Source organism: Streptomyces sp. NPDC053493 (assembly GCF_044544825.1).
Lineage (GTDB): Bacteria > Actinomycetota > Actinomycetes > Streptomycetales > Streptomycetaceae > Streptomyces.
The window spans coordinates 344589-367841 of sequence record NZ_JBITXS010000006.1; the positions used below are offsets into that span (position 1 = coordinate 344589).

Annotated in this window: 21 protein-coding genes and 1 pseudogene; 21 read left to right on the plus strand and 1 reads right to left on the minus strand. The window is 71.4% G+C overall.

What is annotated here, in order from left to right; translation table 11 throughout:
• Position 1 precedes the first annotated feature (1 nt).
• From ACIGO8_RS20170 to nusB, 15 genes and pseudogenes are all read left to right on the plus strand, one after another.
• Complete coding sequence (locus ACIGO8_RS20170) at positions 2–349, plus strand: hypothetical protein (RefSeq protein ID WP_399732123.1); 348 nt, start codon at positions 2–4, stop codon at positions 347–349.
• A complete protein-coding gene (alaS, locus tag ACIGO8_RS20175; RefSeq protein WP_399732126.1) occupies positions 349–3018 on the plus strand; it encodes an alanine--tRNA ligase in 2670 nt (889 codons plus the stop codon). The genes ACIGO8_RS20170 and alaS overlap by 1 nt, the downstream gene beginning before the upstream one ends.
• 73 nt (positions 3019–3091) lie before the next feature.
• On the plus strand, positions 3092–3556 hold the full coding sequence (gene ruvX / locus ACIGO8_RS20180) for a Holliday junction resolvase RuvX (RefSeq protein WP_399732446.1): 465 nt from the start codon (positions 3092–3094) through the stop codon (positions 3554–3556).
• A gap of 51 nt (positions 3557–3607) precedes the next feature.
• Positions 3608–4643, plus strand: a pseudogene (locus ACIGO8_RS20185) (RNA-guided endonuclease TnpB family protein).
• A 101-nt stretch (positions 4644–4744) separates the two neighbouring features.
• The gene (mltG, locus tag ACIGO8_RS20190) at positions 4745–6439 is read left to right on the plus strand and encodes an endolytic transglycosylase MltG (RefSeq protein WP_399732129.1); all 1695 of its coding nucleotides are present in this window, start codon (positions 4745–4747) and stop codon (positions 6437–6439) included.
• Complete coding sequence (locus tag ACIGO8_RS20195; RefSeq protein WP_399732131.1) at positions 6439–7266, plus strand: shikimate dehydrogenase; 828 nt, start codon at positions 6439–6441, stop codon at positions 7264–7266. Before mltG ends, ACIGO8_RS20195 begins: the two co-directional genes overlap by 1 nt.
• Before the next feature lie 100 nt (positions 7267–7366).
• On the plus strand, positions 7367–7603 hold the full coding sequence (locus ACIGO8_RS20200) for a hypothetical protein (RefSeq protein WP_399732133.1): 237 nt from the start codon (positions 7367–7369) through the stop codon (positions 7601–7603).
• Between the two features lie 131 nt (positions 7604–7734).
• Complete coding sequence (aroC, locus tag ACIGO8_RS20205) at positions 7735–8919, plus strand: chorismate synthase (RefSeq protein WP_399732136.1); 1185 nt, start codon at positions 7735–7737, stop codon at positions 8917–8919.
• Entirely contained in the window at positions 8916–9437 is a 522-nt protein-coding gene (locus tag ACIGO8_RS20210; protein WP_399732138.1) for a shikimate kinase, read from the plus strand. The genes aroC and ACIGO8_RS20210 overlap by 4 nt, the downstream gene beginning before the upstream one ends.
• Positions 9434–10528, plus strand: a complete 1095-nt coding sequence (gene aroB / locus ACIGO8_RS20215; protein ID WP_399732141.1) for a 3-dehydroquinate synthase — start codon at positions 9434–9436, stop codon at positions 10526–10528. Before ACIGO8_RS20210 ends, aroB begins: the two co-directional genes overlap by 4 nt.
• Entirely contained in the window at positions 10525–10971 is a 447-nt protein-coding gene (gene aroQ / locus ACIGO8_RS20220) for a type II 3-dehydroquinate dehydratase (RefSeq protein WP_399732144.1), read from the plus strand. The genes aroB and aroQ overlap by 4 nt, the downstream gene beginning before the upstream one ends.
• 154 nt (positions 10972–11125) lie before the next feature.
• Complete coding sequence (locus tag ACIGO8_RS20225; RefSeq protein WP_399732147.1) at positions 11126–12070, plus strand: AAA family ATPase; 945 nt, start codon at positions 11126–11128, stop codon at positions 12068–12070.
• Between the two features lie 149 nt (positions 12071–12219).
• Positions 12220–13326, plus strand: coding sequence for an aminopeptidase P family protein (locus ACIGO8_RS20230; protein WP_399732150.1), 1107 nt, complete (start codon positions 12220–12222; stop codon positions 13324–13326).
• A 48-nt stretch (positions 13327–13374) separates the two neighbouring features.
• Positions 13375–13941 (plus strand): elongation factor P, encoded by a 567-nt coding sequence (gene efp / locus ACIGO8_RS20235; RefSeq protein ID WP_399732152.1) that lies wholly within the window; start codon positions 13375–13377, stop codon positions 13939–13941.
• Between the two features lie 2 nt (positions 13942–13943).
• Positions 13944–14381: a transcription antitermination factor NusB gene (gene nusB, locus ACIGO8_RS20240; protein ID WP_399732154.1), complete on the plus strand. Its 438-nt coding sequence runs from the start codon at positions 13944–13946 to the stop codon at positions 14379–14381.
• A gap of 192 nt (positions 14382–14573) precedes the next feature.
• Here the strand turns inward: nusB and bldD are convergent, their stop codons facing one another.
• Positions 14574–15074 carry a transcriptional regulator BldD gene (gene bldD, locus ACIGO8_RS20245; RefSeq protein WP_030607052.1) on the minus strand — a complete coding sequence of 167 codons (501 nt, stop codon included), beginning with the start codon at positions 15072–15074 and terminating at the stop codon, positions 14574–14576.
• Between the two features lie 243 nt (positions 15075–15317).
• Here bldD and pyrR point away from each other — a divergent pair, with 243 nt between their 5' ends.
• From pyrR to carB, 6 genes are all read left to right on the plus strand, one after another.
• Positions 15318–15881, plus strand: a complete 564-nt coding sequence (pyrR, locus tag ACIGO8_RS20250) for a bifunctional pyr operon transcriptional regulator/uracil phosphoribosyltransferase PyrR (protein WP_399732157.1) — start codon at positions 15318–15320, stop codon at positions 15879–15881.
• 85 nt (positions 15882–15966) lie between these two features.
• Positions 15967–16947 carry an aspartate carbamoyltransferase catalytic subunit gene (locus tag ACIGO8_RS20255; RefSeq protein ID WP_399732160.1) on the plus strand — a complete coding sequence of 327 codons (981 nt, stop codon included), beginning with the start codon at positions 15967–15969 and terminating at the stop codon, positions 16945–16947.
• Between the two features lie 4 nt (positions 16948–16951).
• A complete protein-coding gene (locus ACIGO8_RS20260; RefSeq protein ID WP_399732162.1) occupies positions 16952–18238 on the plus strand; it encodes a dihydroorotase in 1287 nt (428 codons plus the stop codon).
• Positions 18235–18810: a hypothetical protein gene (locus ACIGO8_RS20265; RefSeq protein WP_399732164.1), complete on the plus strand. Its 576-nt coding sequence runs from the start codon at positions 18235–18237 to the stop codon at positions 18808–18810. The genes ACIGO8_RS20260 and ACIGO8_RS20265 overlap by 4 nt, the downstream gene beginning before the upstream one ends.
• Positions 18807–19949 (plus strand): glutamine-hydrolyzing carbamoyl-phosphate synthase small subunit, encoded by a 1143-nt coding sequence (gene carA, locus ACIGO8_RS20270; protein WP_399732166.1) that lies wholly within the window; start codon positions 18807–18809, stop codon positions 19947–19949. The genes ACIGO8_RS20265 and carA overlap by 4 nt, the downstream gene beginning before the upstream one ends.
• The gene (gene carB, locus ACIGO8_RS20275) at positions 19942–23250 is read left to right on the plus strand and encodes a carbamoyl-phosphate synthase large subunit (RefSeq protein WP_399732170.1); all 3309 of its coding nucleotides are present in this window, start codon (positions 19942–19944) and stop codon (positions 23248–23250) included. Before carA ends, carB begins: the two co-directional genes overlap by 8 nt.
• Positions 23251–23253 lie beyond the last annotated feature (3 nt).

Sequence of the window (23253 nt, forward strand, 5' to 3'; positions counted from 1 at the left end):
CATGTTCCGCCGCACGTTCTGGTTCACCGCGGGCGCCGCCGCCGGCGTGTGGGCCACCACCAAGGTCAACCGCAAGCTCAAGCAGCTCACGCCCGAGAGCCTCGCCGCCCAGGCGGCGAACAAGGCGGTCGAGACCGGCCACCGGCTCAAGGACTTCGCCCTCGACGTCCGGGCCAACATGCTCCAGCGGGAGGCCGAACTCGGCGAGGCCCTGGGCCTGGACGCCCCGCCGCCCGCGGAAGCCGGCCGCGAACTGCCGGCACCGCGCCGCGGCAACGCCCTCGGACCGCGCACCACCCCAGGCAAGACCACGTATTCGATCTCGTACAACCGGAATGAGGACCACTGATGGAGTCGGCTGAAATCCGCCGCCGCTGGCTGAGCTTCTTCGAGGAGCGCGGGCACACCGTCGTCCCTTCGGCGTCGCTCATCGCGGACGACCCGACTCTGCTGCTCGTCCCCGCCGGCATGGTGCCCTTCAAGCCCTACTTCCTGGGCGAGGTCAAGCCGCCCTTCACGCGCGCCTCCAGCGTGCAGAAGTGCGTGCGCACGCCCGACATCGAAGAGGTCGGCAAGACCACCCGCCACGGCACGTTCTTCCAGATGTGCGGCAACTTCTCCTTCGGCGACTACTTCAAGGAAGGCGCCATCAAGCTCGCCTGGGAGCTGCTGACCACCCCGGTCGAGCACGGCGGCTACGGGCTCGAGCCGGAGAAGCTCTGGATCACCGTCTACCAGGACGACGACGAGGCCGAGGCCATCTGGCGCGACGTCGTCGGCGTCCCCGCCGAGCGCATCCAGCGCCTGGGCAAGAAGGACAACTTCTGGTCCATGGGCGTCCCCGGACCCTGCGGTCCCTGCTCCGAGATCAACTACGACCGCGGCCCCGAGTTCGGCGTCGAGGGCGGCCCGGCCGTCAACGACGAGCGCTACGTCGAGATCTGGAACCTCGTCTTCATGCAGTACGAGCGGGGCCAGGGCATCGGCAAGGAGGACTTCGAGATCCTCGGCGACCTGCCGTCCAAGAACATCGACACCGGCCTCGGCCTCGAGCGCCTCGCGATGATCCTCCAGGGCGTGCAGAACATGTACGAGACCGACACCCTCAAGGTCGTCATCGACAAGGCCACCGAGCTCACCGGTGTCGCCTACGGCAAGGCCCACGACTCGGACGTCTCGCTCCGCGTGGTCGCCGACCACATGCGCACCTCCGTGATGCTCATCGGCGACGGCGTCACCCCCGGCAACGAGGGCCGCGGCTACGTCCTGCGCCGCATCATGCGCCGCGCCGTCCGCAACATGCGCCTGCTCGGCGCCACCGGCCCGGTCGTCGGCGAGCTCGTCGACACCGTCATCAAGACGATGGGCGAGCAGTACCCGGAGCTCGAGACCGACCGCAAGCGCATCGAGAGCGTCGCCCTCGCCGAGGAGGCCGCGTTCCTCAAGGCCCTCAAGGGCGGCACCAACATCCTCGACACCGCCGTCACCGAGACCAAGGCCGCCGGCGGCACCGTCCTCTCCGGCGACAAGGCCTTCCTGCTCCACGACACCTGGGGCTTCCCGATCGACCTCACCCTCGAGATGGCCGCCGAGCAGGGCCTCTCCGTGGACGAGGACGGCTTCCGCCGCCTGATGAAGGAGCAGCGGGAGCGCGCCAAGGCCGACGCCCAGGCCAAGAAGACCGGCCACGCCGACGTCACCTCGTACCGCGAGATCGCCGACACCGCCGGCGCCACCGAGTTCACCGGCTACACCAACACCGAGGGCGAGACCACCGTCGTCGGCCTGCTCGTCAACGGCGTCCCCTCGCCCGCCGCCTCCGAGGGCGACGAGGTCGAGGTCGTCCTCGACCGCACGCCCTTCTACGCCGAGGGCGGCGGCCAGATCGCCGACCAGGGCCGCATCAAGCTGCACTCCGGCGCCGTCATCGAGGTCCGCGACGTGCAGCAGCCGGTCCCCGGCGTCTCCGTGCACAAGGGCTCGGTGCAGGTCGGCGAGGTCACCGTCGGCGCCACCGCCTACGCCGCCATCGACGTGCGCCGCCGCCGGGCCATCGCCCGCGCCCACAGCGCCACCCACCTCACCCACCAGGCGCTGCGCGACGCCCTCGGCCCGACCGCCGCCCAGGCCGGCTCGGAGAACCAGCCCGGCCGCTTCCGCTTCGACTTCGGCTCGCCGAACGCCGTCCCCGGCACCGTCCTCAACGACGTCGAGCAGAAGATCAACGAGGTCCTCGCCCGCGAGCTGGAGGTCCACGCCGAGGTCATGCCGATCGACGAGGCCAAGCGCCAGGGCGCCATCGCCGAGTTCGGCGAGAAGTACGGCGAGAAGGTCCGCGTCGTCACCATCGGCGACTTCTCCAAGGAGCTCTGCGGCGGCACGCACGTGCACAACACCGCCCAGCTCGGCCTGGTGAAGCTGCTCGGCGAGTCCTCCATCGGCTCCGGCGTGCGCCGCATCGAGGCCCTGGTCGGCGTCGACGCGTACAACTTCCTCGCCCGCGAGCACACGGTCGTCGCCCAGCTCCAGGAGCTGGTCAAGGGCCGCCCGGAGGAGCTGCCGGAGAAGGTCTCCGCCATGCTCGGCAAGCTGAAGGACGCCGAGAAGGAGATCGAGAAGTTCCGCGCGGAGAAGGTCCTGCAGGCCGCCGCCGGCCTGGTCGACTCCGCCCGCGACATCCGCGGCGTCGCCCTGGTCACCGGCCAGGTCCCGGACGGCACCGGCGCCGACGACCTGCGCAAGCTGGTCCTCGACGTCCGCGGCCGCATCCCGTCCGACCGCCCGGCCGTCGTCGCCCTGTTCACCACGGTCGGCGGCAAGCCGCTCACGGTCATCGCCACCAACGAGGCCGCCCGCGAGCGCGGCCTCAAGGCCGGCGACCTGGTCCGCACGGCCGCCAAGACCCTCGGCGGCGGCGGTGGCGGCAAGCCGGACGTCGCCCAGGGCGGCGGCCAGAACCCGCAGGCCGTCGGCGAGGCCATCGAGGCCGTCGAGCGCCTGGTGCTGGAGAACGCGTGAGCGACGCTCGCGCGGCCCTGGCCGCACCCGCGCGCCGCGCGAGCGGAGCAGCTCACGAGGAGGCACAGTGACGATGCGTCGAGGCCGCCGTATCGCGGTCGACGTCGGCGACGCCCGGATCGGGGTCGCCTCCTGCGACCCCGACGGGGTCCTGGCCACGCCGGTGGAAACCGTCCCGGGACGCGACGTCCCGGCGGCCCACCGGCGGTTGCGCCAGATCGTCGAGGAGTACGAGCCGATCGAGGTCGTCGTGGGCCTGCCCCGCTCCCTCAGCGGCCGTGAGGGCCCGGCCGCGACCAAGGTCCGCGCCTTCGCCCGCGAAATGGCCAAGGGCATCGCCCCGGTCCCGGTCCGCCTGGTCGACGAACGCATGACGACGGTCACGGCGACCCAGGGCCTGCGGGCCTCGGGCGTGAAGTCGAAGAAGGGGCGGTCCGTCATCGACCAGGCCGCCGCTGTGATCATCCTGCAGAACGCTCTTGAGTCCGAACGGGTATCAGGTAATCCGCCCGGCGAGGGCGTCGAAGTGATTATCTGACCTTTTCGTTGCGCTCCGTGGCTCAGCGACGACGGCACTAGCGTGTGGGCCGTGAAGAGCAGGCATGTGAGACGGGCCTTCAAGTTCCGTTTCTATCCGACCGATGCGCAGGCGGCCGAGCTGTCCCGCACATTCGGCTGCGTGCGGAAGGTCTACAACCTCGCTCTTCAGGCTCGCGCCGAGGCATGGCGTCTGAGGCGTGAACGCGTCAATTACGTGCAGACCTCGGCGATGCTCACCGCGTGGAAGAAGGCGGAGGATCTCGCCTACCTGAGCGAGGTGTCCTCGGTGCCTTTGCAGCAGGCACTGAGGCATTTGCAAGGGGCCTTCGTGAACTTCTGGGAAGGGCGAGCGCGACACCCGCGCTTCAAATCCCGGAAGAAGTCCCGCGCGACCGCCGAATACTTCCCCGTGGAGGACCCGAGGGTCCGGCCGTTGCCGCCGGCCGCCGGCCCCGCAGTTGCCCTCGACATGGGGCTGACGTCGCTGGCGACGCTCTCCGCGGGAGAGAAAGTCGCCAATCCTCGGCACGAGCGACGCGACAGGAAGCGCCTCGCACGCGCTCAGCGGCAGCTGGCGCGGAAGCAGCCCGGGTCACGGAACCGTGACAAGGCCCGGCGTGAGGTCGCGAGGGTTCACGCCAAGATCGCCGACCGGCGCCGAGACTACCTGCACGAGCTGACGACTCGACTCGTTCGTGAGAACCAAACGATCGTGATCGAGGATCTCAACGTTCGCGGAATGCTCAAGAACAGATCGCTGGCGCGTTCGATCTCCGATGCCGCCTGGTCGGAGCTGCGCTCCATGCTGGAATACAAGTGGCGCTGCTACGGCCGTCGTGCTGGCGGAGCTGCCGCTCGACGTCCGCCGCTGGACCTGTCCCGGCTGTGCCGCGACTCATGACCGGGACGAGAACGGAGCGAAGAACCTCTTGGCCGCCGGGCTGGCGGTGACGGCCTGTGGAGCCGGTGTCAGACCTCGACGGGAGCAATCCCGGACGGGGCAGCCGGCGATGAAGCAGGAAGCCAAGCGGGTGACCGCGGGAGATTTCTCCGACTATCGGTGCGGAGGTAGAGATGTCAACTGATCGCGATACGGTAACGTTCCGCGCGATGCGGCGGTGTTCGAACAGCTGCCGCACTACGTAGAGGCGGAACGTCCGGAAGCCTCGCGGCTGTTTGGGGATCGATGACTGAGTATGGCCGGAGCCCCGGCTCCGAACCGTGGCACCCCACGGACCCCTTGTACGGGGACCAGGGGTGGGAAGGTCAGCAGCAGTACCCGCAGCAGGGGCAGTACGGGCAGCAGGATCCGTACGGTCAGGCCTATGCCGACGGCATGTACCAGCAGCAGTACCCGGAGCAGGCGCAGCAGCACCCGCAGCAGCCTTCGCAGGCGTACGGGGAACAGCAGTACGGGCACCCGGGCGGGTACGACACGCCCGGGTATGCCGCACAGCAGTACGACGGGAACTGGGAGACGGGCCAGGCGGCGATGCCGTACAACGCCCCTCCCGCCGATCCCTACGGTGGCCAGCAGCCCGACCTCTACGGCACGCCCGAGGCCTACCCGCCGCCGCAGCCGCCCGGTCGGCGGCAGGTGCCGCCGCAGCCGGCGCACGAGTGGGAGCCGGAGCCGGAGGCGCGGCCCGAGCCGCAGGAGGAGGATCACCCCTTCTTCACCGGCGCCGACGACCGCCGCGAGGACGACCGCGACGACGCGTACGACGACTACGACGACGAGCCGGCCGGCGGCCGGGGCTCCCGCTCCGGCCGTGACCGCCGCGGCGGGAAGAAGAACAAGGGCCGCAAGGCCAAGAACGGCATGGCCTGCCTGGTCGTCGCCGCCGTCCTCGTGGGCGGCGTCGGCGGCATCGGCTACTTCGGCTACAAGTTCTGGCAGGGCCAGTTCGGCGCGGCACCGGACTACGCGGGCGAGGGCAGCGGCGAGATCCAGGTCGAGATCCCGAAGGCCGCGGGCGGCTACGAGATCGGCAACATCCTGAAGAAGGCGGGCGTCGTCAAGAGCGTCGACGCCTTCGTCTCCGCGCAGCAGAAGAACCCGAAGGGTCTGTCGATCCAGGCGGGCGTCTACACGCTGCACAAGGAGATGTCGGCGGCGAGCGCGGTGGCGATGATGCTCGACCCGGCGAGCCAGAGCAATTTCGTCATCCCCGAGGGCCGCCGCAACGTCTGGGTCTACGAGCAGATCGACAAACGGCTCGACCTCGAGCCCGGTACGACGCAGGGCATCGCCAAGGCCAAGGCGAACGAGCTCGGTCTGCCGGACTGGGCGAAGAACCACAAGGACGTCAAGGATCCGCTGGAGGGCTTCCTCTTCCCGGCCAGCTATCCGGTGGCCAAGGGCAGCAAGCCCGAGGACGCACTGCGCAAGATGGTCAGCCGCGCGAACCAGGAGTACGGCAAGCTCGACCTGGAGGCCAGGGCGAAGCAGCTCGGCGTCGACGGTCCCTGGGAGCTCGTCACCATCGGCAGCCTGGTCCAGGCGGAGGGCACCTCGCACGACGACTTCCGCAAGATGGCCGAGGTCGTCTTCAACCGCCTCAAGCCGTCGAACCCGCAGACCTACGGTGGGCTCGAGTTCGACTCCACGTACAACTACATCAAGAACCAGAGCAAGCTCGACCTCTCCCTCGAAGAGCTGCGGAAGTACGACAACCCGTACAACACGTACTTCGTGAAGGGCCTGCCGCCCGGTCCGATCGGCAACCCCGGCGCCGAGGCGATGCAGGGTGTGGTCAACCCGACGAGCGACGGCTGGTACTACTTCATCTCGCTCGACGGCAAGACCTCCCAGTTCACGAAGACGAACGCGGAGCACCAGAAGCTCGTCGAGAAGTTCAACAAGTCGAGGAAGAACTGATGACGGCAGCACGCCGTGCGGCGGTCCTGGGATCGCCCATCGCCCACTCCCTCTCGCCGGTGCTGCACCGCGCCGCGTACCGGGAGCTCGGGCTCGACGACTGGTCGTACGACCGGTTCGAGATCGACGAGGCCGCGTTGCCCGGTTTCGTCAGCGAGTTGGACGCGTCGTGGGCGGGTCTGTCGCTCACGATGCCGCTCAAGCGGGCGATCATTCCGCTGCTCGACGAGGTCACGGACACCGCGGCCTCGGTCGAGGCCGTCAACACGGTCGTCCTCACCGGGGACGGCCGTCGGGTCGGCGACAACACCGACATTCCCGGGATGGTCGCGGCGCTGCGCGAGCGGGGCGTGGAGAAGGTCGACTCCGCCGCCGTGCTCGGCGCCGGGGCCACCGCGTCCTCGGCGCTCGCCGCGCTGGCCCGGATCTGCTCGGGCCCGGTCACCGCCTACGTCCGCAGTGAGGCGCGGGCCGAGGAGATGCGGGGCTGGGGCGAGCGGCTGGGCGTCGACGTGCGGACCGCCGGATGGGAGGCGGCGGCGGAGGCCTTCGCGGCGCCGCTGGTGATCGCCACGACTCCGGCCGGGACCACGGACGCCCTGGCGGCGGCCGTTCCCGACGCGCCCGGCACCCTCTTCGATGTCCTGTACGACCCCTGGCCCACCCGGCTCGCCGCCGCCTGGTCCGCCCGTGGCGGCAAGGTGGTGGGCGGTCTCGACCTGCTGGTGCACCAGGCGGTGCTTCAGGTCGAGCAGATGACCGGCCGGGCGCCCGGCCCGCTGGCCGCGATGCGCGCGGCGGGAGAGGCGGCGCTCGCCGCGCGCTGAGCGGCGTCGGGCGCGGCGGACACGGTGGACGCGCCGAGCGGGTCGGAGGACCGGAAGAGATCACGGTGGGGGACGGGAAGGGATCAGGGTGGGGGACGGCGTGCTGCTCGCGTCGAAATGGGACGTCGTGTTCGATCTCGGGTATCTGCTGCGCGGCTTGCTCAGGTTCGTCCTGATGGACGGGCCTGACTGGATCCGGTACCCGGCGATGGTGCTCGGCAGCGCGCTCGTCGGCCTGACGGTGTGGGGCTGGTGGCGCGAGCGGCGGGGCGATTCCGCGACCACGGCGGAAGCGGCGGGCGCGGCGGACACGGCGGAAAACCCACTCGACAGCTGAGACATGCGTCCCGACTCGTGGACCGGCGATCGATCGGCCGCCCGGACGTGGGAGGATCGGGGAAGGCGGGCCCGGGCCGCGCACCCAGGTCGTGCCGTCGCAGTGCCCAGGCGCGAGCATGAGGAGCATCGTTGAGCAGGTTGCGTTGGCTGACGGCGGGGGAGTCCCACGGACCCGCGCTGGTTGCAACCCTTGAGGGACTTCCGGCCGGCGTTCCGGTCACCACGGAGCTGGTGGCGGACCATCTCGCGCGGCGGCGCCTCGGCTATGGACGCGGTGCCCGCATGAAGTTCGAGCAGGACGAGGTCACCTTCCTCGGCGGCGTCCGCCACGGCCTCTCGCTCGGTTCGCCGGTCGCCGTGATGGTCGGCAACACCGAGTGGCCCAAGTGGGACAAGGTCATGTCGGCCGATCCGGTCGACCCGGCCGAGCTCGAGGGCTCCGCGCGCAACGCGCCGCTGACCCGCCCGCGTCCCGGCCACGCCGACCTGGCCGGCATGCAGAAGTACGGCTTCGACGAGGCCCGGCCGATCCTGGAGCGCGCCAGCGCCCGGGAGACCGCCGCCCGCGTCGCGCTCGGCGCCGTGGCCCGCTCCTTCCTGAAGGAGGCGGCCGGCATCGAGATCGTGTCGCACGTCGTGGAGCTGGCCGCCGCCAAGGCCCCGTACGGCGTCTACCCGACCCCGGCCGACGTCGAGAAGCTCGACGCCGACCCGGTGCGCTGCCTCGACGCCGACGCGTCGAAGGCGATGGTCGCCGAGATCGACCAGGCCCACAAGGACGGCGACACCCTCGGCGGTGTCGTGGAGGTCCTCGCGTACGGCGTTCCCGTCGGCCTCGGCTCGCACGTGCACTGGGACCGGCGCCTCGACGCCCGGCTCGCCGCCGCGCTCATGGGCATCCAGGCCATCAAGGGCGTCGAGGTCGGCGACGGCTTCGAGCTCGCCCGCGTGCCCGGCTCGCAGGCCCACGACGAGATCGTCAAGGGTCCCGACGGCATCACCCGCAGCACCGGCCGGGCCGGTGGCACCGAGGGCGGTCTGACCACCGGTGAGCTGCTGCGCGTCCGCGCCGCGATGAAGCCGATCGCGACCGTCCCGCGGGCCCTCGCGACCGTCGACGTCGCCACCGGCGAGGTCGCCGCGGCCCACCACCAGCGCTCCGACGTGTGCGCGGTCCCGGCCGCCGGCATCGTCGCCGAGGCGATGGTGGCCCTGGTGCTGGCGGACGCCGTCCTGGAGAAGTTCGGCGGCGACAGCGTGCCGGAGACGCGGCGCAACGTCCGCTCGTACCTCGACAACCTGCACATCCGGTGACCGGCGGTCCGCTGGTCGTCCTCGTCGGCCCCATGGGCTCCGGCAAGTCCACGGTGGGCGCGCTGCTCGCCGAACGGCTCGGCGCCGTCTACCGGGACACCGACGCGGACATCGTCGCCGCCGAGGGACGCGAGATCTCGGACATCTTCGTCGAGGACGGCGAGGACCACTTCCGCGCCCTGGAGCGCGAGGCCGTGCGCAAGGCCGTCGCCGAGCACGAGGGTGTCCTCGCGCTCGGCGGCGGCGCGGTGCTCGACCCGGGCACCCGCGCCCTGCTGGGCCCGCTGCCCGTCGCGTACCTCTCCATGGACGTCGAGGCGGCGGTGCGCCGTGTCGGTCTCGGCGCCGCCCGGCCGCTGCTCGCCGTCAACCCGCGCCGCCAGTGGCGCGAGCTGATGGACGCGCGCCGTCATCTGTACGAAGAAGTCGCGAGCGCCGTCGTCGAGACCGACGAGCGCACGCCCGAAGAGGTCGCCGACGCGATCGTCGACGCCCTGGACCTGAAGAAGGAGACATGACGGACCAGGAAGTGACCCGTATCGAGGTCGGCGGCTCCGCGGGCACCGACCCGTACGAGGTACTGGTCGGCCGGCAGCTGCTCGGCGAGCTCCCCTCGCTGATCGGCGCCGGCGCCAAGCGGGTCGCCGTGATCCACCCCGAGGCGCTCGCCGAGACCGGTGAGGCGCTGCGCGCCGACCTGGCGGACCAGGGCTTCGAGGCCGTCGCCATCCAGGTGCCCAACGCCGAGGAGGCCAAGACCGCCGAGGTCGCCGCCTACTGCTGGAAGGCGCTCGGCCAGACCGGCTTCACCCGCAGCGACGTGATCGTCGGCGTCGGCGGCGGTGCCACCACCGACCTGGCCGGCTTCGTCGCCGCGACCTGGCTGCGGGGCGTGCGCTGGATCGCCGTGCCGACCACGGTGCTCGCCATGGTGGACGCGGCCGTCGGCGGCAAGACGGGCATCAACACCGCCGAGGGCAAGAACCTCGTCGGCGCCTTCCACCCGCCCGCCGGTGTGCTGTGCGACCTGGCCGCGCTCGACTCGCTGCCGGTGCACGACTACGTCAGCGGGCTCGCCGAGATCATCAAGGCCGGCTTCATCGCCGACCCGGTCATCCTCGAGCTGATCGAGGCCGACCCCGAGGCCGCCCGCACCCCGGCCGGGCCGCACACCGCGGAGCTGATCGAGCGGTCGATCAAGGTGAAGGCCGAGGTCGTCTCCGGTGACCTCAAGGAGGCCGGCCGCCGCGAGATCCTCAACTACGGGCACACGCTCGCCCACGCCATCGAGAAGAACGAGCGGTACAAGTGGCGCCACGGCGCCGCGGTCTCGGTCGGCATGGTCTTCGCCGCCGAGCTCGGCCGGCTGGCCGGCCGCCTGGACGACGCGACCGCCGACCGGCACCGCGCCGTCCTGGAGTCGGTCGGACTGCCGCTCACCTACCGCGGCGACCAGTGGCCCAAGCTGCTGGAGACCATGAAGGTCGACAAGAAGTCCCGCGGCGACCTGCTGCGCTTCATCGTCCTCGACGGTCTCGGCAAGCCCACCGTCCTGGAGGGCCCCGATCCGGCCGTCCTGATCGCGGCGTACGGCGAGGTGTCCGCGTGACCGGAGCGCGCCGCGTCCTCGTGCTGAACGGCCCGAACCTCGGCCGGCTCGGCTCCCGCGAGCCCGACATCTACGGCGCCACCTCCTACAAGGGCCTGGTGGAGTCCTGCCGCAGCCTGGGCGAGGAACTGGGTTTCGACGTCGACGTGCGCGAGACCAACGACGAGGGCGAGATGATCCGCTGGCTGCACGAGGCCGCCGACGGCTCCCTGCCGGTCGTCCTCAACCCCGGCGCCTTCACCCACTACTCGTACGGGATGCGCGACGCGGCCGCCCAGCGCACCGCGCCGCTGATCGAGGTGCACATCTCGAACCCGTACGCACGGGAGGAGTTCCGGCACACCTCGGTGGTGGCCGCCGTGGCCACCGGGACCGTCGCCGGTTTCGGCATCGGCTCCTACCGGCTGGCCCTGCGCGCGCTCGCGGAGGAACTGGCCGACTAGCCGGCCGACCGTCCGCGACACCGTCCACGGACACCGTTCGCGGCGCACCGGGCACGTCGATCCGCCCCCGGCCGTTTCCCCTGGGGAAGCCGGGGGCGGTAACGTTCCGGCAACGACGCAAGGAACGCCGGCAGGGGACGGAGTGGGGCACCGGATGCAGCACGGGATGGGGGCTCCGTTGCCGCCGCGACCGCAGGAACCCGCAGGCAGCAGCGGATGGGCGGGAGGCGCGCAGCCGCCCGTGCCGCCCGCGCCCGCCCACCGCCCCTACCCGGCGCCGCCGGTGCCGGCCGGCCCTCCCGGTCCTCCCGGTTCTCAAGGCCGGCCCGGGCCGGCGCAGCCGCCCGCCCACGCGCCGCAGGCCCCGCCGCACGCCGCGCCCGCGCCGCAAGCGCCCCAGGCACCGCACGCACCGCAGCCCATGGCCCAGGCCCCGCACCAGGGCATACCCCAGGGTCCTCCGCAGGGCCCGCCGCCCGGCTGGGGCGGCGGCTCCGTCACCGGGCACATCACCATGCCGCCCGCGGTCACCGGCACCGGCGCCGCCACCCTCGCCGTGCTGCTCATCGGCCCCGCCGGGGCCGGCAAGACGACCGTGGCCCGCCACTGGGCCACCCGCCGTCCCGTCCCGACCGCCCACATCAGCCTCGACGACGTCCGCGAGTGGGTCTGCTCCGGCTTCGCCGATCCCCAGTCGGGCTGGAACGAGAACTCCGAGGCCCAGTACCGGCTGGCCCGCCGCACCTGCGGCTTCGCCGCCCGCAACTTCCTCGCCAACGGCATCTCCTGCATCCTCGACGACGCCGTCTTCCCCGACTGGCCCGTCGTCGGCCTCGGCGGCTGGAAGCGCCACGTCGGGCCCGGCCTGCTCCCCGTCGTGCTGCTGCCCGGCCTCGACGTCGTCCTGGAGCGCAACGCCGAGCGCAGCGGCAACCGGCGCCTCGCCGACGAGGAGGTCGCCGCGATCCACGGCCGGATGGCCGGCTGGTACGGCTCCGGGCTGCCGATCATCGACAACTCCACGTACGACGTCGAGACCACCGCCCGCGTCCTGGACGACGTCCTCGCCCGCGCGATCTCCGGCCAGCCGCCCGCGTAGACCGGGTCCGGAGAGTCCCGACCGGCCCGCGACGCCCGGCAGGCCCGCTCGGGAGTCGCGCCGGTCGTCTCCGGCGGATCATGGCCGGGCTGCGCCCGGTCGGCGGCGCACAACAGGCCGGGGCGGGCGGGCGCTCGTAGGCTCGGAACATGTCTGAGGTGTACGCGGAACGTCGGGTGCGGCTGCGGGACCGGTGCGCGGCCGCGGGCAGCCCGGCGGCCCTGGTCTCCCGCCCCGCCAACGTCCGCTATCTCACGGGCGGTTCGCCGGCCGGCGCCGTGCTGCTGCTCGGTCCCGACGAGGACGTCCTGCTGTGCCCGACCGCGCCGGGCGGTGATCCGGCCGACGGGCGGCTCGACGAGCGGCTGCGCCAGCAGGTGCTGCCGGCCGGGGACGGCGATCCCGCGGTCGCGGCCGTCGGCGTCGCCCGCAAGGCCGGCGCGGACGCGCTCTCCGTCGAGGAGCACCACCTGACCGTCGCCCGGCACCGTGCCATGGGCGCCGTGGCGCCCGAGCTGCGGCTCGTCGATCTGTCCACGGCCGTCGAGCAGCTGCGGATCGTCAAGGACGAGGACGAGATCGCCTGTCTGCGGATCGCCGCGGAGATCGCCGACCAGGCCCTCGGCGAACTCCTGGAGTCGATCCTGGTCGGCAGGACCGAGCGGCACCTCGCCCTGGAGCTGGAGCGCCGGCTCGTCGACCACGGCGCCGACGGCCCCGCCTTCCCCACCTCCGTCGCCACCGGACCTCATTCGGGCCGCCCCGGGCACCGGCCCACCGACCGGCGGGTGGAGGAGGGCGACTTCCTGTCCGTCTGCCTGGGCGCCACCTACCGCGGCTACCGCTGCGAGATCGGCCGCACCTTCGTCATCGGGACCACGCCCGCCGACTGGCAGATCGAGCTGTACGATCTCGTCTTCGCCGCTCAGCGGGCCGGCCGCGAGGCGCTGACCCCCGGCGCCGCGTACCGGGACGTCGACCGCGCCGCCCGGCAGATCCTCGCCGCGGCGGGCCACGCCGGTGCCGTCACCGCCCTCACCGGGCACGGCGTGGGCCTGGAAATCGACGAGGACCCGCAGCTCGCACCCGCGGCCATGGGTAAACTGGACGCTTGTGTGCCGGTCACCGTCGAACCGGGGGTCCACCTCCCGGGCCGGGGCGGGGTCCGGATCGATGACACGCTCGTCGTACGCCAGGAGGCGGACGGCGGACCCGAGCTACTCACCATCACGACCAAGGAGCTGCTCGCGCTGTAGCGCGCGCCATGCCTTTTGGTCCACGTCAGTCCAGGAGATTCCGCAACCGTGGCTTCCACGAACGACCTCAAGAACGGCATGGTGCTCAAGCTCGAAGGCGGCCAGCTCTGGTCCGTCGTCGAGTTCCAGCACGTCAAGCCCGGCAAGGGCCCGGCCTTCGTGCGCACCAAGCTCAAGAACGTGCTGTCCGGCAAGGTCGTCGACAAGACCTTCAACGCCGGTGTGAAGGTCGACACGGCCACCATCGACCGCCGCGACATGCAGTTCTCCTACATGGACGGCGAGTACTTCGTCTTCATGGACATGGAGACCTACGACCAGCTGCACGTCGACAAGAAGGCCGTCGGCGACGCCGCCAACTTCCTCATCGAGGGCTTCGAGGCCACCGTCGCGCGCCACGAGGGCGAGGTGCTCTACGTCGAGCTCCCGGCCGCCGTCGAGCTGGTCATCCAGCACACCGACCCGGGCGTCCAGGGCGACCGCTCCACCGGTGGCACCAAGCCCGCCACCCTGGAGACCGGCCACGAGATCCAGGTCCCGCTCTTCGTCACCACCGGTGAGAAGGTCAAGGTCGACACGCGCAACAGCGCCTACCTCGGCCGGGTGAACGACTAACCGTGGCCGCCCGGAGCAAGGCCCGCAGGCGGGCCTTCCAGATCCTGTTCGAGGCCGACCAGCGTGGCACCTCGGTGCAGGAGGTCCTCGCGGACCAGGTCCGGATCGCGCGGTCGGACGAGCGCCAGCCGCCGGTCAACGAATTCACCATGCAGCTGGTCGAGGGCTACGCGGATCACGTCGCCCGGATCGACGAGCTCATCGCGACCTACGCGGTGGACTGGGACCTCGACCGGATGCCCGTCGCCGACCGGAACATCGTGCGCCTCGGCGCGTACGAGCTGATCTGGGAGGACGGCACGCCGGACGCGGTGGCGATCGACGAGGCGGTGCAGCTCGCCAAGGAGTTCTCCACGGACGAGTCGCCGACCTTCGTCAACGGTCTGCTGGCGCGCTTCAAGGACCTGAAGCCGCGCCTGCGCCGGGACGCGGACGTCTAGTCCGTCCCGCCGTCCCGGCAGTCGAAGGGGCCCGCAGCACATGACGTGCTGCGGGCCCCTTCGACGTACGGCCCAGCAGGAACGGCCAGGCGGGTGCGCTCGCGCCCACGGGAGAGGAGAAAAACGCGCCGGGCCCCGTGAGTCGGCGACTCACGGGGCCCGGCGGCACGTTTCTGCGGGTGGAGCGTAAGGTCAGCTCTCCTCGTGGGCGACCGCGCGGCGCGCGTCCGCGTCGAGGACGCCCCAGCTGATCAGCTGCTCGGTGAGGACCGAGGGGGACTGGTCGTAGATGACGGCGAGGGTGCGCAGGTCGTCCTGGCGGATCGACAGCACCTTGCCGTTGTAGTCGCCGCGCTGCGACTGGATGGTCGCCGCGTAGCGCTGGAGGGGGCCGGCCTTCTCCGCGGGGACGTGGGCCAGGCGCTCCAGGTCCAGGACCAGCTTCGGCGGCGGCTCGGCGGCCCCGCCCGGCGTGGTGCCCGGCAGCAGCTCCTGCACCGGGACCCCGTAGAAGTCCGCCAGCTCGGCGAGACGCTGCACGGTCACCGCGCGGTCGCCACGCTCGTAGGAGCCGACCACGACCGCCTTCCAGCGGCCCTGGGACTTCTCCTCCACCCCGTGGAGGGAAAGGCCCTGCTGGGTGCGGATCGCACGGAGTTTGGCCCCGAGCTGCTTTGCGTATTCGCTGGACATAACGCTCCCGGACGCTGTGACGACTGCGGCTGCGCCGCGCGGCTGGTAACTCACTGTGAGGTTACGCAGCGTGACACTCTCCCGTCAAGCCGAATGGTCCATACCGCCCTCTCCCGAGGGACGGGGCCCGGAGTGGCGGGCGGGTGGTGAGCTGGGCACACGTCCGCCCCTGGTAAGGTGGACGGCGCAATTCCGACGTCCTTTAAGAACCGTCCCGTGAGGCGGAGAAGGAGGTCCTTTCACATGGACGCACAGCAGTACACCGATGAGGCGAGGCCCGTTCTCGAGGCCCCCGACATCGCGCGGGTCCTGACCCGCATCGCCCACGAGATCGTCGAGCGCGCCAAGGGCGCCGACGACGTGGTCCTCCTCGGCATCCCGACCCGCGGTGTCTACCTCGCCCGCCGGCTCGCCGAGAAGCTCGAATCGATCACCGGCGGCAAGATCCCGGTCGGCTCCCTCGACATCACGATGTACCGGGACGACCTGCGCCTGAAGCCGGCCCGCGCCATCGGCCGCACCGAGATCCCCGGTGACGGCGTCGACGGCCGCCTCGTCGTCCTCGTCGACGACGTGCTCTTCTCCGGCCGCACCATCCGCGCCGCGCTCGACGCCCTCGGCGACATCGGCCGCCCGCGCGCCGTCCAGCTCGCCGTCCTCGTCGACCGCGGCCACCGCGAGCTGCCCATCCGCGCCGACTACGTCGGCAAGAACCTCCCCACGTCGCTGCGGGAGACGGTCAAGGTCCAGCTCGCCGAGGAGGACGGTCGCGACACCGTGCTGCTCGGCGGCAAGCCCGCCTCCTAGCCGGACCGGCACTCCCCGACGGGTCCGGGGCACATCCCTGCGCACCCGCATGCCCTCGTCCTCCCCACCACGGAGAGAAAACCCGATGATGCGTCACCTCATCTCGGCCGCCGACCTCACCCGCGACGACGCCGTCCTGATCCTCGACACCGCCGAGGAGATGGCCCGGGTGGCCGACCGGCCCATCAAGAAGCTCCCGACCCTGCGCGGGCGCACCGTCTGCAACCTGTTCTTCGAGGACTCCACGCGGACCCGGATCTCCTTCGAGGCGGCCGAGAAGCGCCTGTCCGCCGACGTGATCAACTTCGCGGCCAAGGGCTCCAGCGTCTCCAAGGGCGAGTCCCTGAAGGACACCGCCCAGACCCTGGAGGCGATGGGCGTCGACGCCGTCGTCATCCGGCACAGCGCCTCCGGCGCCCCGTACCGGCTCGCCACCTCCGGCTGGATCGACGCCCCGGTCATCAACGCCGGCGACGGCACCCACCAGCACCCCACCCAGGCCCTGCTCGACGCCTTCACCATGCGCCGCCGCCTGGTCGGCCGGGACGCCGGCCTCGGCAAGGACCTCGCCGGCAAGCGCATCACGCTCGTCGGCGACGTGCTGCACAGCCGGGTCGCCCGCTCCAACGTCGACCTGCTGCACACCCTCGGCGCCGAGGTCACCCTGGTGGCCCCGCCCACCCTCGTCCCCGTCGGCGTCGAGCACTGGCCCTGCGAGGTCTCCTACGACCTCGACAGCGTGCTGCCGAAGTCCGACGCGGTGATGATGCTGCGTGTGCAGCGCGAGCGGATGAACGCCGCCTTCTTCCCGACCGAGCGCGAGTACTCGCGCCGCTACGGGCTCGACGGCCACCGGATGGCGAAGATGCCCGAGCACGCCATCGTCATGCACCCCGGCCCCATGGTCCGCGGCATGGAGATCACCGCCGAGGTCGCCGACTCCGACCGCTGCACGGTCGTCGAGCAGGTCGCCAACGGCGTCTCCATCCGCATGGCCGTCCTCTACCTGCTGCTCGGCGGCAACGAGTCCGCCGCCCCCGCCACCGCCCGTACCGAGGAGAAGTAAGAACATGAGCAAGATCCTGATCCGTGGTGCGAAGGTGCTCGGCGGCGAGGCGCGGGACGTCCTCATCGACGGCGAGGTCATCGCCGAGATCGGTACGGACCTGCCGGCCGAGGACGCCCAGGTGGTCGAGGCCGAGGGCCAGATCCTGCTGCCCGGCCTGGTCGACCTGCACACCCATCTGCGCGAGCCCGGCCGCGAGGACTCCGAGACCGTCCTCACCGGCACCCGCGCCGCCGCCTCCGGCGGCTACACCGCCGTCTTCGCCATGGCCAACACCCACCCCGTCGCCGACACCGCCGGCGTCGTCGAGCAGGTCTACCGCCTCGGCAAGGAGGCCGGCTACTGCGACGTGCAGCCCATCGGCGCCGTCACCGTCGGCCTGGAGGGCAAGAAGCTCGCCGAGCTCGGCGCCATGCACGACTCCGCCGCCGGCGTCACCGTCTTCTCCGACGACGGCAAGTGCGTCGACGACGCCGTGATCATGCGCCGCGCCCTGGAGTACGTGAAGGCCTTCGGCGGCGTCGTCGCCCAGCACGCCCAGGAGCCCCGCCTCACCGAGGGCGCCCAGATGAACGAGGGCGTCGTCTCCGCCGAGCTCGGCCTCGGCGGCTGGCCGGCCGTCGCCGAGGAGTCGATCATCGCCCGCGACGTGCTGCTCGCCGAGCACGTCGGCTCCCGCGTCCACATCTGCCACCTGTCGACCGCCGGCTCCGTCGAGATCGTCCGCTGGGCCAAGTCCCGCGGCATCGACGTCACCGCCGAGGTCACCCCGCACCACCTCCTCCTGACGGACGAGCTGGTCCGCTCGTACAACCCGGTCTACAAGGTCAACCCGCCGCTGCGCACCGAGCGTGACGTCATGGCGCTGCGCGAGGCCCTGGCCGACGGCACCATCGACATCGTGGCCACCGACCACGCCCCGCACCCCCACGAGGACAAGGACTGCGAGTGGGCCGCCGCCGCCATGGGCATGGTCGGCCTGGAGACCGCGCTGTCCGTCGTCCAGCAGACGATGGTGGAGACCGGGCTGCTCGACTGGGCCGGCGTCGCCGACCGGATGTCCGTCACGCCCGCCCGGATCGGACAGGCCCGGGGCCACGGCCGACCCGTCTCGGTGGGTGAGCCCGCCAACCTGACGCTGGTCGATCCGGCATACCGTGGTGTCGTGGACCCCGCCGACTTCGCCTCCCGCAGCCGCAACACCCCCTACGAGGGCCGTGAGCTGCCGGGGCGCGTCACCCACACGTTCCTGCGGGGCCGGGCAACGCTCGTCGACGGGAAGCTGGCGTGACTCCACTCATCCACCTGGCCGAGGCGGCCGAACAGAAGTCGGCCGAGGTGACCGACTGGGCCGGCCGGCTCGGCTGGGTCGCCGGACTGCTGCTCTTCGTCGTCTTCGTCTACTGGCTGATGCGCCAGGGATGGAAGTGGCGCGGCAGCCTCCAGTCCGACCTCCCCGCCCTGCCCGAGGTGCCCGAGGCGCCCGGCGAGGCCAGGCTGACGCTCCGGGGCCGCTACCACGGCTCCACCACCGCCGGACAGTGGCTCGACCGGATCGTCGCCCACGGACTCGGACTGCGCAGCCGCGCCGAGCTCACCCTCACCGACGCCGGGATCACCGTCCTGCGCCCCGGGGCGAACGACTTCCACATCCCGGCCGCGGCCCTGCGCGAGGCCCGCCTCGACAAGGGCATCGCCGGCAAGGTCCTCACCGAAGGCGGCCTGCTGGTCGTCACCTGGGAGCACGGCGACAAGCTGCTCGACTCCGGCTTCCGCTCCGACCGGGCGGCCGAGCACGCCGCCTGGGTCGAGGCCATCAACACCCTCAGCAACGCAACCACGACGGAAGGCATCGCACGATGACGACCTCCACCAGGGGAGCTGCCAAGGTTCCCGCCGTACTCGTCCTGGAGGACGGCCGCATCTTCCGCGGCCGCGCCTACGGGGCCGTGGGGGAGACCTTCGGCGAGGCCGTCTTCTCCACCGGCATGACCGGCTACCAGGAGACCCTCACCGACCCGTCGTACCACCGGCAGGTCGTCGTGATGACCGCCCCGCACGTCGGCAACACCGGCGTCAACGACGAGGACCCCGAGTCCGCCCGCATCTGGGTGGCCGGCTACGTCGTCCGCGACCCCGCCCGCGTCTCCTCCAACTGGCGCGCCCGGCGCTCCCTCGACGAGGAGCTGCGCCACCAGGGCGTCGTCGGCATCCAGGGCGTCGACACCCGCGCCCTCACCCGCCACCTGCGCGAGAGCGGCGCCATGCGCGTCGGCATCTTCTCCGGCAGCGCGCTGCCCGACGAGGGCACCATGCTCGCCGAGGTCCGCCAGCAGCCCGAGATGAAGGGCGCGGACCTCTCCGCCGAGGTCGCCACCAAGGAGGCCTACGTCGTCCCGGCGATCGGCGAGAAGAAGTTCACCGTCGCCGCCGTCGACCTCGGCATCAAGGGCATGACCCCGCAGCGGATGGCCGAGCGCGGCATCGAGGTGCACGTGCTGCCCGCCACCGCCACCGCCGAGGACGTCTACGCCGTCAACCCCGACGGCGTGTTCTTCTCCAACGGACCGGGCGACCCGGCCACCGCCGACGGCCCCGTCTCCGTCATGCGGGCCGTCCTGGAGCGCAGGACGCCGCTCTTCGGCATCTGCTTCGGCAACCAGATCCTCGGCCGCGCGCTCGGCTTCGGCACCTACAAGCTGAAGTACGGCCACCGGGGCATCAACCAGCCCGTCCAGGACCGCACCACCGGCAAGGTCGAGGTCACCGCGCACAACCACGGCTTCGCCGTCGACGCGCCCCTCGACAAGGTCTCCGACACTCCCTACGGGCGCGCCGAGGTCTCCCACGTGTGCCTGAACGACAACGTCGTGGAGGGCCTGCAGCTGCTCGACCAGCCGGCCTTCTCCGTCCAGTACCACCCCGAGGCGGCCGCGGGCCCGCACGACGCCGCGTACCTCTTCGACCGCTTCGTGACCCTCATGGAGGCCGAGCGTGCCTAAGCGCACCGATATCCAGTCCGTCCTGGTCATCGGCTCCGGCCCGATCGTCATCGGCCAGGCCGCCGAGTTCGACTACTCCGGCACCCAGGCCTGCCGGGTCCTCAAGTCCGAGGGCCTGCGCGTCATCCTGGTCAACTCCAACCCGGCCACGATCATGACCGACCCGGAGATCGCCGACGCCACCTACGTCGAGCCGATCACGCCCGAGTTCGTCGAGAAGATCATCGCCAAGGAGCGCCCCGACGCCCTCCTGCCCACCCTCGGCGGCCAGACCGCGCTCAACACCGCGATCTCCATGCACGAGCAGGGCGTGCTCGAGAAGTACGGCGTCGAGCTCATCGGCGCCAACGTCGAGGCCATCCACAAGGGCGAGGACCGCGACCTCTTCAAGGGCGTCGTCGAGGCCGTCCGCGCCAAGATCGGCCACGGCGAGTCCGCCCGCTCGGTCATCTGCCACTCGATGGACGACGTCCTCAAGGGCGTCGAGACCCTCGGCGGCTACCCGGTCGTCGTCCGTCCCTCCTTCACCATGGGCGGCGCCGGCTCCGGCTTCGCCCACGACGAGGAGGAGCTGCGCCGCATCGCCGGCCAGGGCCTCACGCTCTCCCCGACCACCGAGGTGCTCCTGGAGGAGTCCATCCTCGGCTGGAAGGAGTACGAGCTGGAGCTGATGCGCGACAAGAACGACAACGTCGTGGTCGTCTGCTCCATCGAGAACTTCGACCCGATGGGCGTGCACACCGGCGACTCGATCACCGTCGCCCCGGCGATGACGCTGACCGACCGCGAGTACCAGGTCCTGCGCGACATCGGCATCGCGATCATCCGCGAGGTCGGCGTCGACACCGGCGGCTGCAACATCCAGTTCGCCGTCAACCCGGACGACGGCCGGATCATCGTCATCGAGATGAACCCGCGCGTCTCCCGCTCCTCCGCGCTCGCCTCCAAGGCCACCGGCTTCCCGATCGCCAAGATCGCCGCCCGGCTCGCCGTCGGCTACACGCTGGACGAGATCCCGAACGACATCACCGAGAAGACGCCGGCCTCCTTCGAGCCGACCCTCGACTACGTCGTCGTCAAGGCCCCGCGCTTCGCCTTCGAGAAGTTCCCGTCCGCCGACTCCACGCTGACCACGACCATGAAGTCGGTCGGCGAGGCGATGGCGATTGGCCGCAACTTCACCGAGGCCCTCCAGAAGGCCCTGCGGTCCCTGGAGAAGAAGGGCAGCCAGTTCGACTTCACCGGCGAGACCGGTGACAAGGCCGAGCTGCTGCGCGAGGCGGTCCGTCCGACCGACGGCCGGATCAACACGGTCATGCAGGCGATCCGGGCCGGCGCCACGCCCGAGGAGGTCTTCGAGGCCACCAAGATCGACCCGTGGTTCGTCGACCAGCTCTTCCTGATCAAGGAGATCGCCGACGACCTGGCCGCCGCCGAGAAGCTCGACCCCGAGCTGCTCGCCGAGGCCAAGCGCCACGGCTTCTCCGACGCCCAGATCGCGGGCATCCGCGGCCTGCGCGAGGACGTCGTCCGCGAGGTCCGCCACGCCCTCGGCGTCCGCCCGGTCTACAAGACGGTCGACACCTGCGCCGCCGAGTTCGCCGCCAAGACGCCGTACTTCTACTCCTCCTACGACGAGGAGACCGAGGTCGCGCCGCGCGAGAAGCCCGCCGTGATCATCCTGGGCTCCGGCCCGAACCGCATCGGCCAGGGCATCGAGTTCGACTACTCCTGCGTCCACGCCTCCTTCGCGCTCAGCGAGGCGGGCTACGAGACCGTGATGGTCAACTGCAACCCCGAGACCGTCTCGACGGACTACGACACCTCCGACCGCCTGTACTTCGAGCCGCTGACGCTCGAGGACGTGCTGGAGATCGTCCACGCCGAGACGCTCGCCGGCCCGATCGCCGGTGTCGTCGTCCAGCTCGGCGGCCAGACGCCGCTCGGCCTCGCCCAGGCGCTCAAGGACAACGGCGTGCCGGTCGTCGGCACCTCCCCGGAGGCCATCCACGCCGCCGAGGACCGCGGCGCCTTCGGCCAGGTGCTCGCCGAGGCCGGCCTGCCCGCGCCCAAGCACGGCACCGCCACCACCTTCGCCGGCGCCAAGGCCATCGCCGACGAGATCGGCTACCCGGTCCTCGTCCGCCCGTCGTACGTGCTCGGCGGCCGCGGCATGGAGATCGTCTACGACGAGGCGCGCCTGGAGGCGTACATCGCCGAGTCCACCGAGATCTCCCCGACCCGCCCGGTCCTCGTCGACCGCTTCCTCGACGACGCCATCGAGATCGACGTCGACGCGCTCTACGACGGCGAGGAGCTCTACCTCGGCGGCGTCATGGAGCACATCGAGGAGGCCGGCATCCACTCCGGCGACTCGGCCTGCGCCCTGCCGCCGATCACCCTGGGCGGCTTCGACATCAAGCGCCTGCGCGCCTCCACCGAGGCCATCGCCAAGGGCGTCGGCGTGCGCGGCCTGATCAACATCCAGTTCGCGATGGCCGGCGACATCCTCTACGTCCTGGAGGCCAACCCGCGCGCCTCCCGCACCGTCCCCTTCACCTCGAAGGCGACCGCGGTGCCGCTCGCGAAGGCCGCCGCCCGCATCTCGCTGGGCGCCACCGTCGCCGAGCTGCGCGCCGAGGGCCTGCTGCCGAAGACCGGCGACGGCGGCACCCTGCCGCTGGACGCGCCGATCTCCGTCAAGGAGGCCGTGATGCCGTGGAGCCGCTTCCGCGACATCCACGGCCGCGGTGTGGACACCGTCCTCGGCCCGGAGATGCGCTCCACCGGCGAGGTCATGGGCATCGACTCGGTCTTCGGCACGGCCTACGCCAAGTCGCAGGCCGGCGCCTACGGCCCGCTGCCCACCAAGGGCCGCGCGTTCATCTCGGTCGCCAACCGCGACAAGCGCTCGATGATCTTCCCGGCGCGCGAGCTGGTCGCCCACGGCTTCGAGCTGCTCGCCACCTCGGGCACGGCGGAGGTCCTCAAGCGCAACGGCATCAACGCCACCGTCGTGCGCAAGCTCAGCGAGGGCGAGGGCGCCGACGGCGAGAAGACCATCGTCCAGCTGATCCACGACGGCCAGGTCGACCTCATCGTCAACACGCCCTACGGCACCGGTGGCCGCCTCGACGGCTACGAGATCCGTACGGCGGCCGTCTCGCGCGGCGTTCCGTGCCTCACCACGGTCCAGGCGCTCGCCGCCGCCGTCCAGGGCATCGACGCGCTCAACCGCGGCGACGTGGGCGTCCGATCGCTCCAGGAACACGCGGCGCATCTGACCGCGGCCCGCGACTAGCAG

Bases quoted from the DNA above. Each gene is read 5' to 3' on its own strand.
- pyrR (WP_399732157.1), top strand. From the start codon at position 15,318: ATGGACGCACAGCAGTACACCGATGAGGCGAGGCCCGTTCTCGAGGCC.
- ACIGO8_RS20170 (WP_399732123.1), top strand. From the start codon at position 2: ATGTTCCGCCGCACGTTCTGGTTCACCGCGGGCGCCGCCGCCGGCGTG.
- bldD (WP_030607052.1), bottom strand. From the start codon at position 15,074: ATGTCCAGCGAATACGCAAAGCAGCTCGGGGCCAAACTCCGTGCGATC.
- ACIGO8_RS20195 (WP_399732131.1), top strand. From the start codon at position 6,439: ATGACGGCAGCACGCCGTGCGGCGGTCCTGGGATCGCCCATCGCCCAC.
- aroB (WP_399732141.1), top strand. From the start codon at position 9,434: ATGACGGACCAGGAAGTGACCCGTATCGAGGTCGGCGGCTCCGCGGGC.
- carA (WP_399732166.1), top strand. From the start codon at position 18,807: ATGACGACCTCCACCAGGGGAGCTGCCAAGGTTCCCGCCGTACTCGTC.
- ACIGO8_RS20255 (WP_399732160.1), top strand. From the start codon at position 15,967: ATGATGCGTCACCTCATCTCGGCCGCCGACCTCACCCGCGACGACGCC.
- ACIGO8_RS20225 (WP_399732147.1), top strand. From the start codon at position 11,126: ATGCAGCACGGGATGGGGGCTCCGTTGCCGCCGCGACCGCAGGAACCC.
- ACIGO8_RS20230 (WP_399732150.1), top strand. From the start codon at position 12,220: ATGTCTGAGGTGTACGCGGAACGTCGGGTGCGGCTGCGGGACCGGTGC.
- ruvX (WP_399732446.1), top strand. From the start codon at position 3,092: ATGCGTCGAGGCCGCCGTATCGCGGTCGACGTCGGCGACGCCCGGATC.
- ACIGO8_RS20260 (WP_399732162.1), top strand. From the start codon at position 16,952: ATGAGCAAGATCCTGATCCGTGGTGCGAAGGTGCTCGGCGGCGAGGCG.
- alaS (WP_399732126.1), top strand. From the start codon at position 349: ATGGAGTCGGCTGAAATCCGCCGCCGCTGGCTGAGCTTCTTCGAGGAG.
- mltG (WP_399732129.1), top strand. From the start codon at position 4,745: ATGACTGAGTATGGCCGGAGCCCCGGCTCCGAACCGTGGCACCCCACG.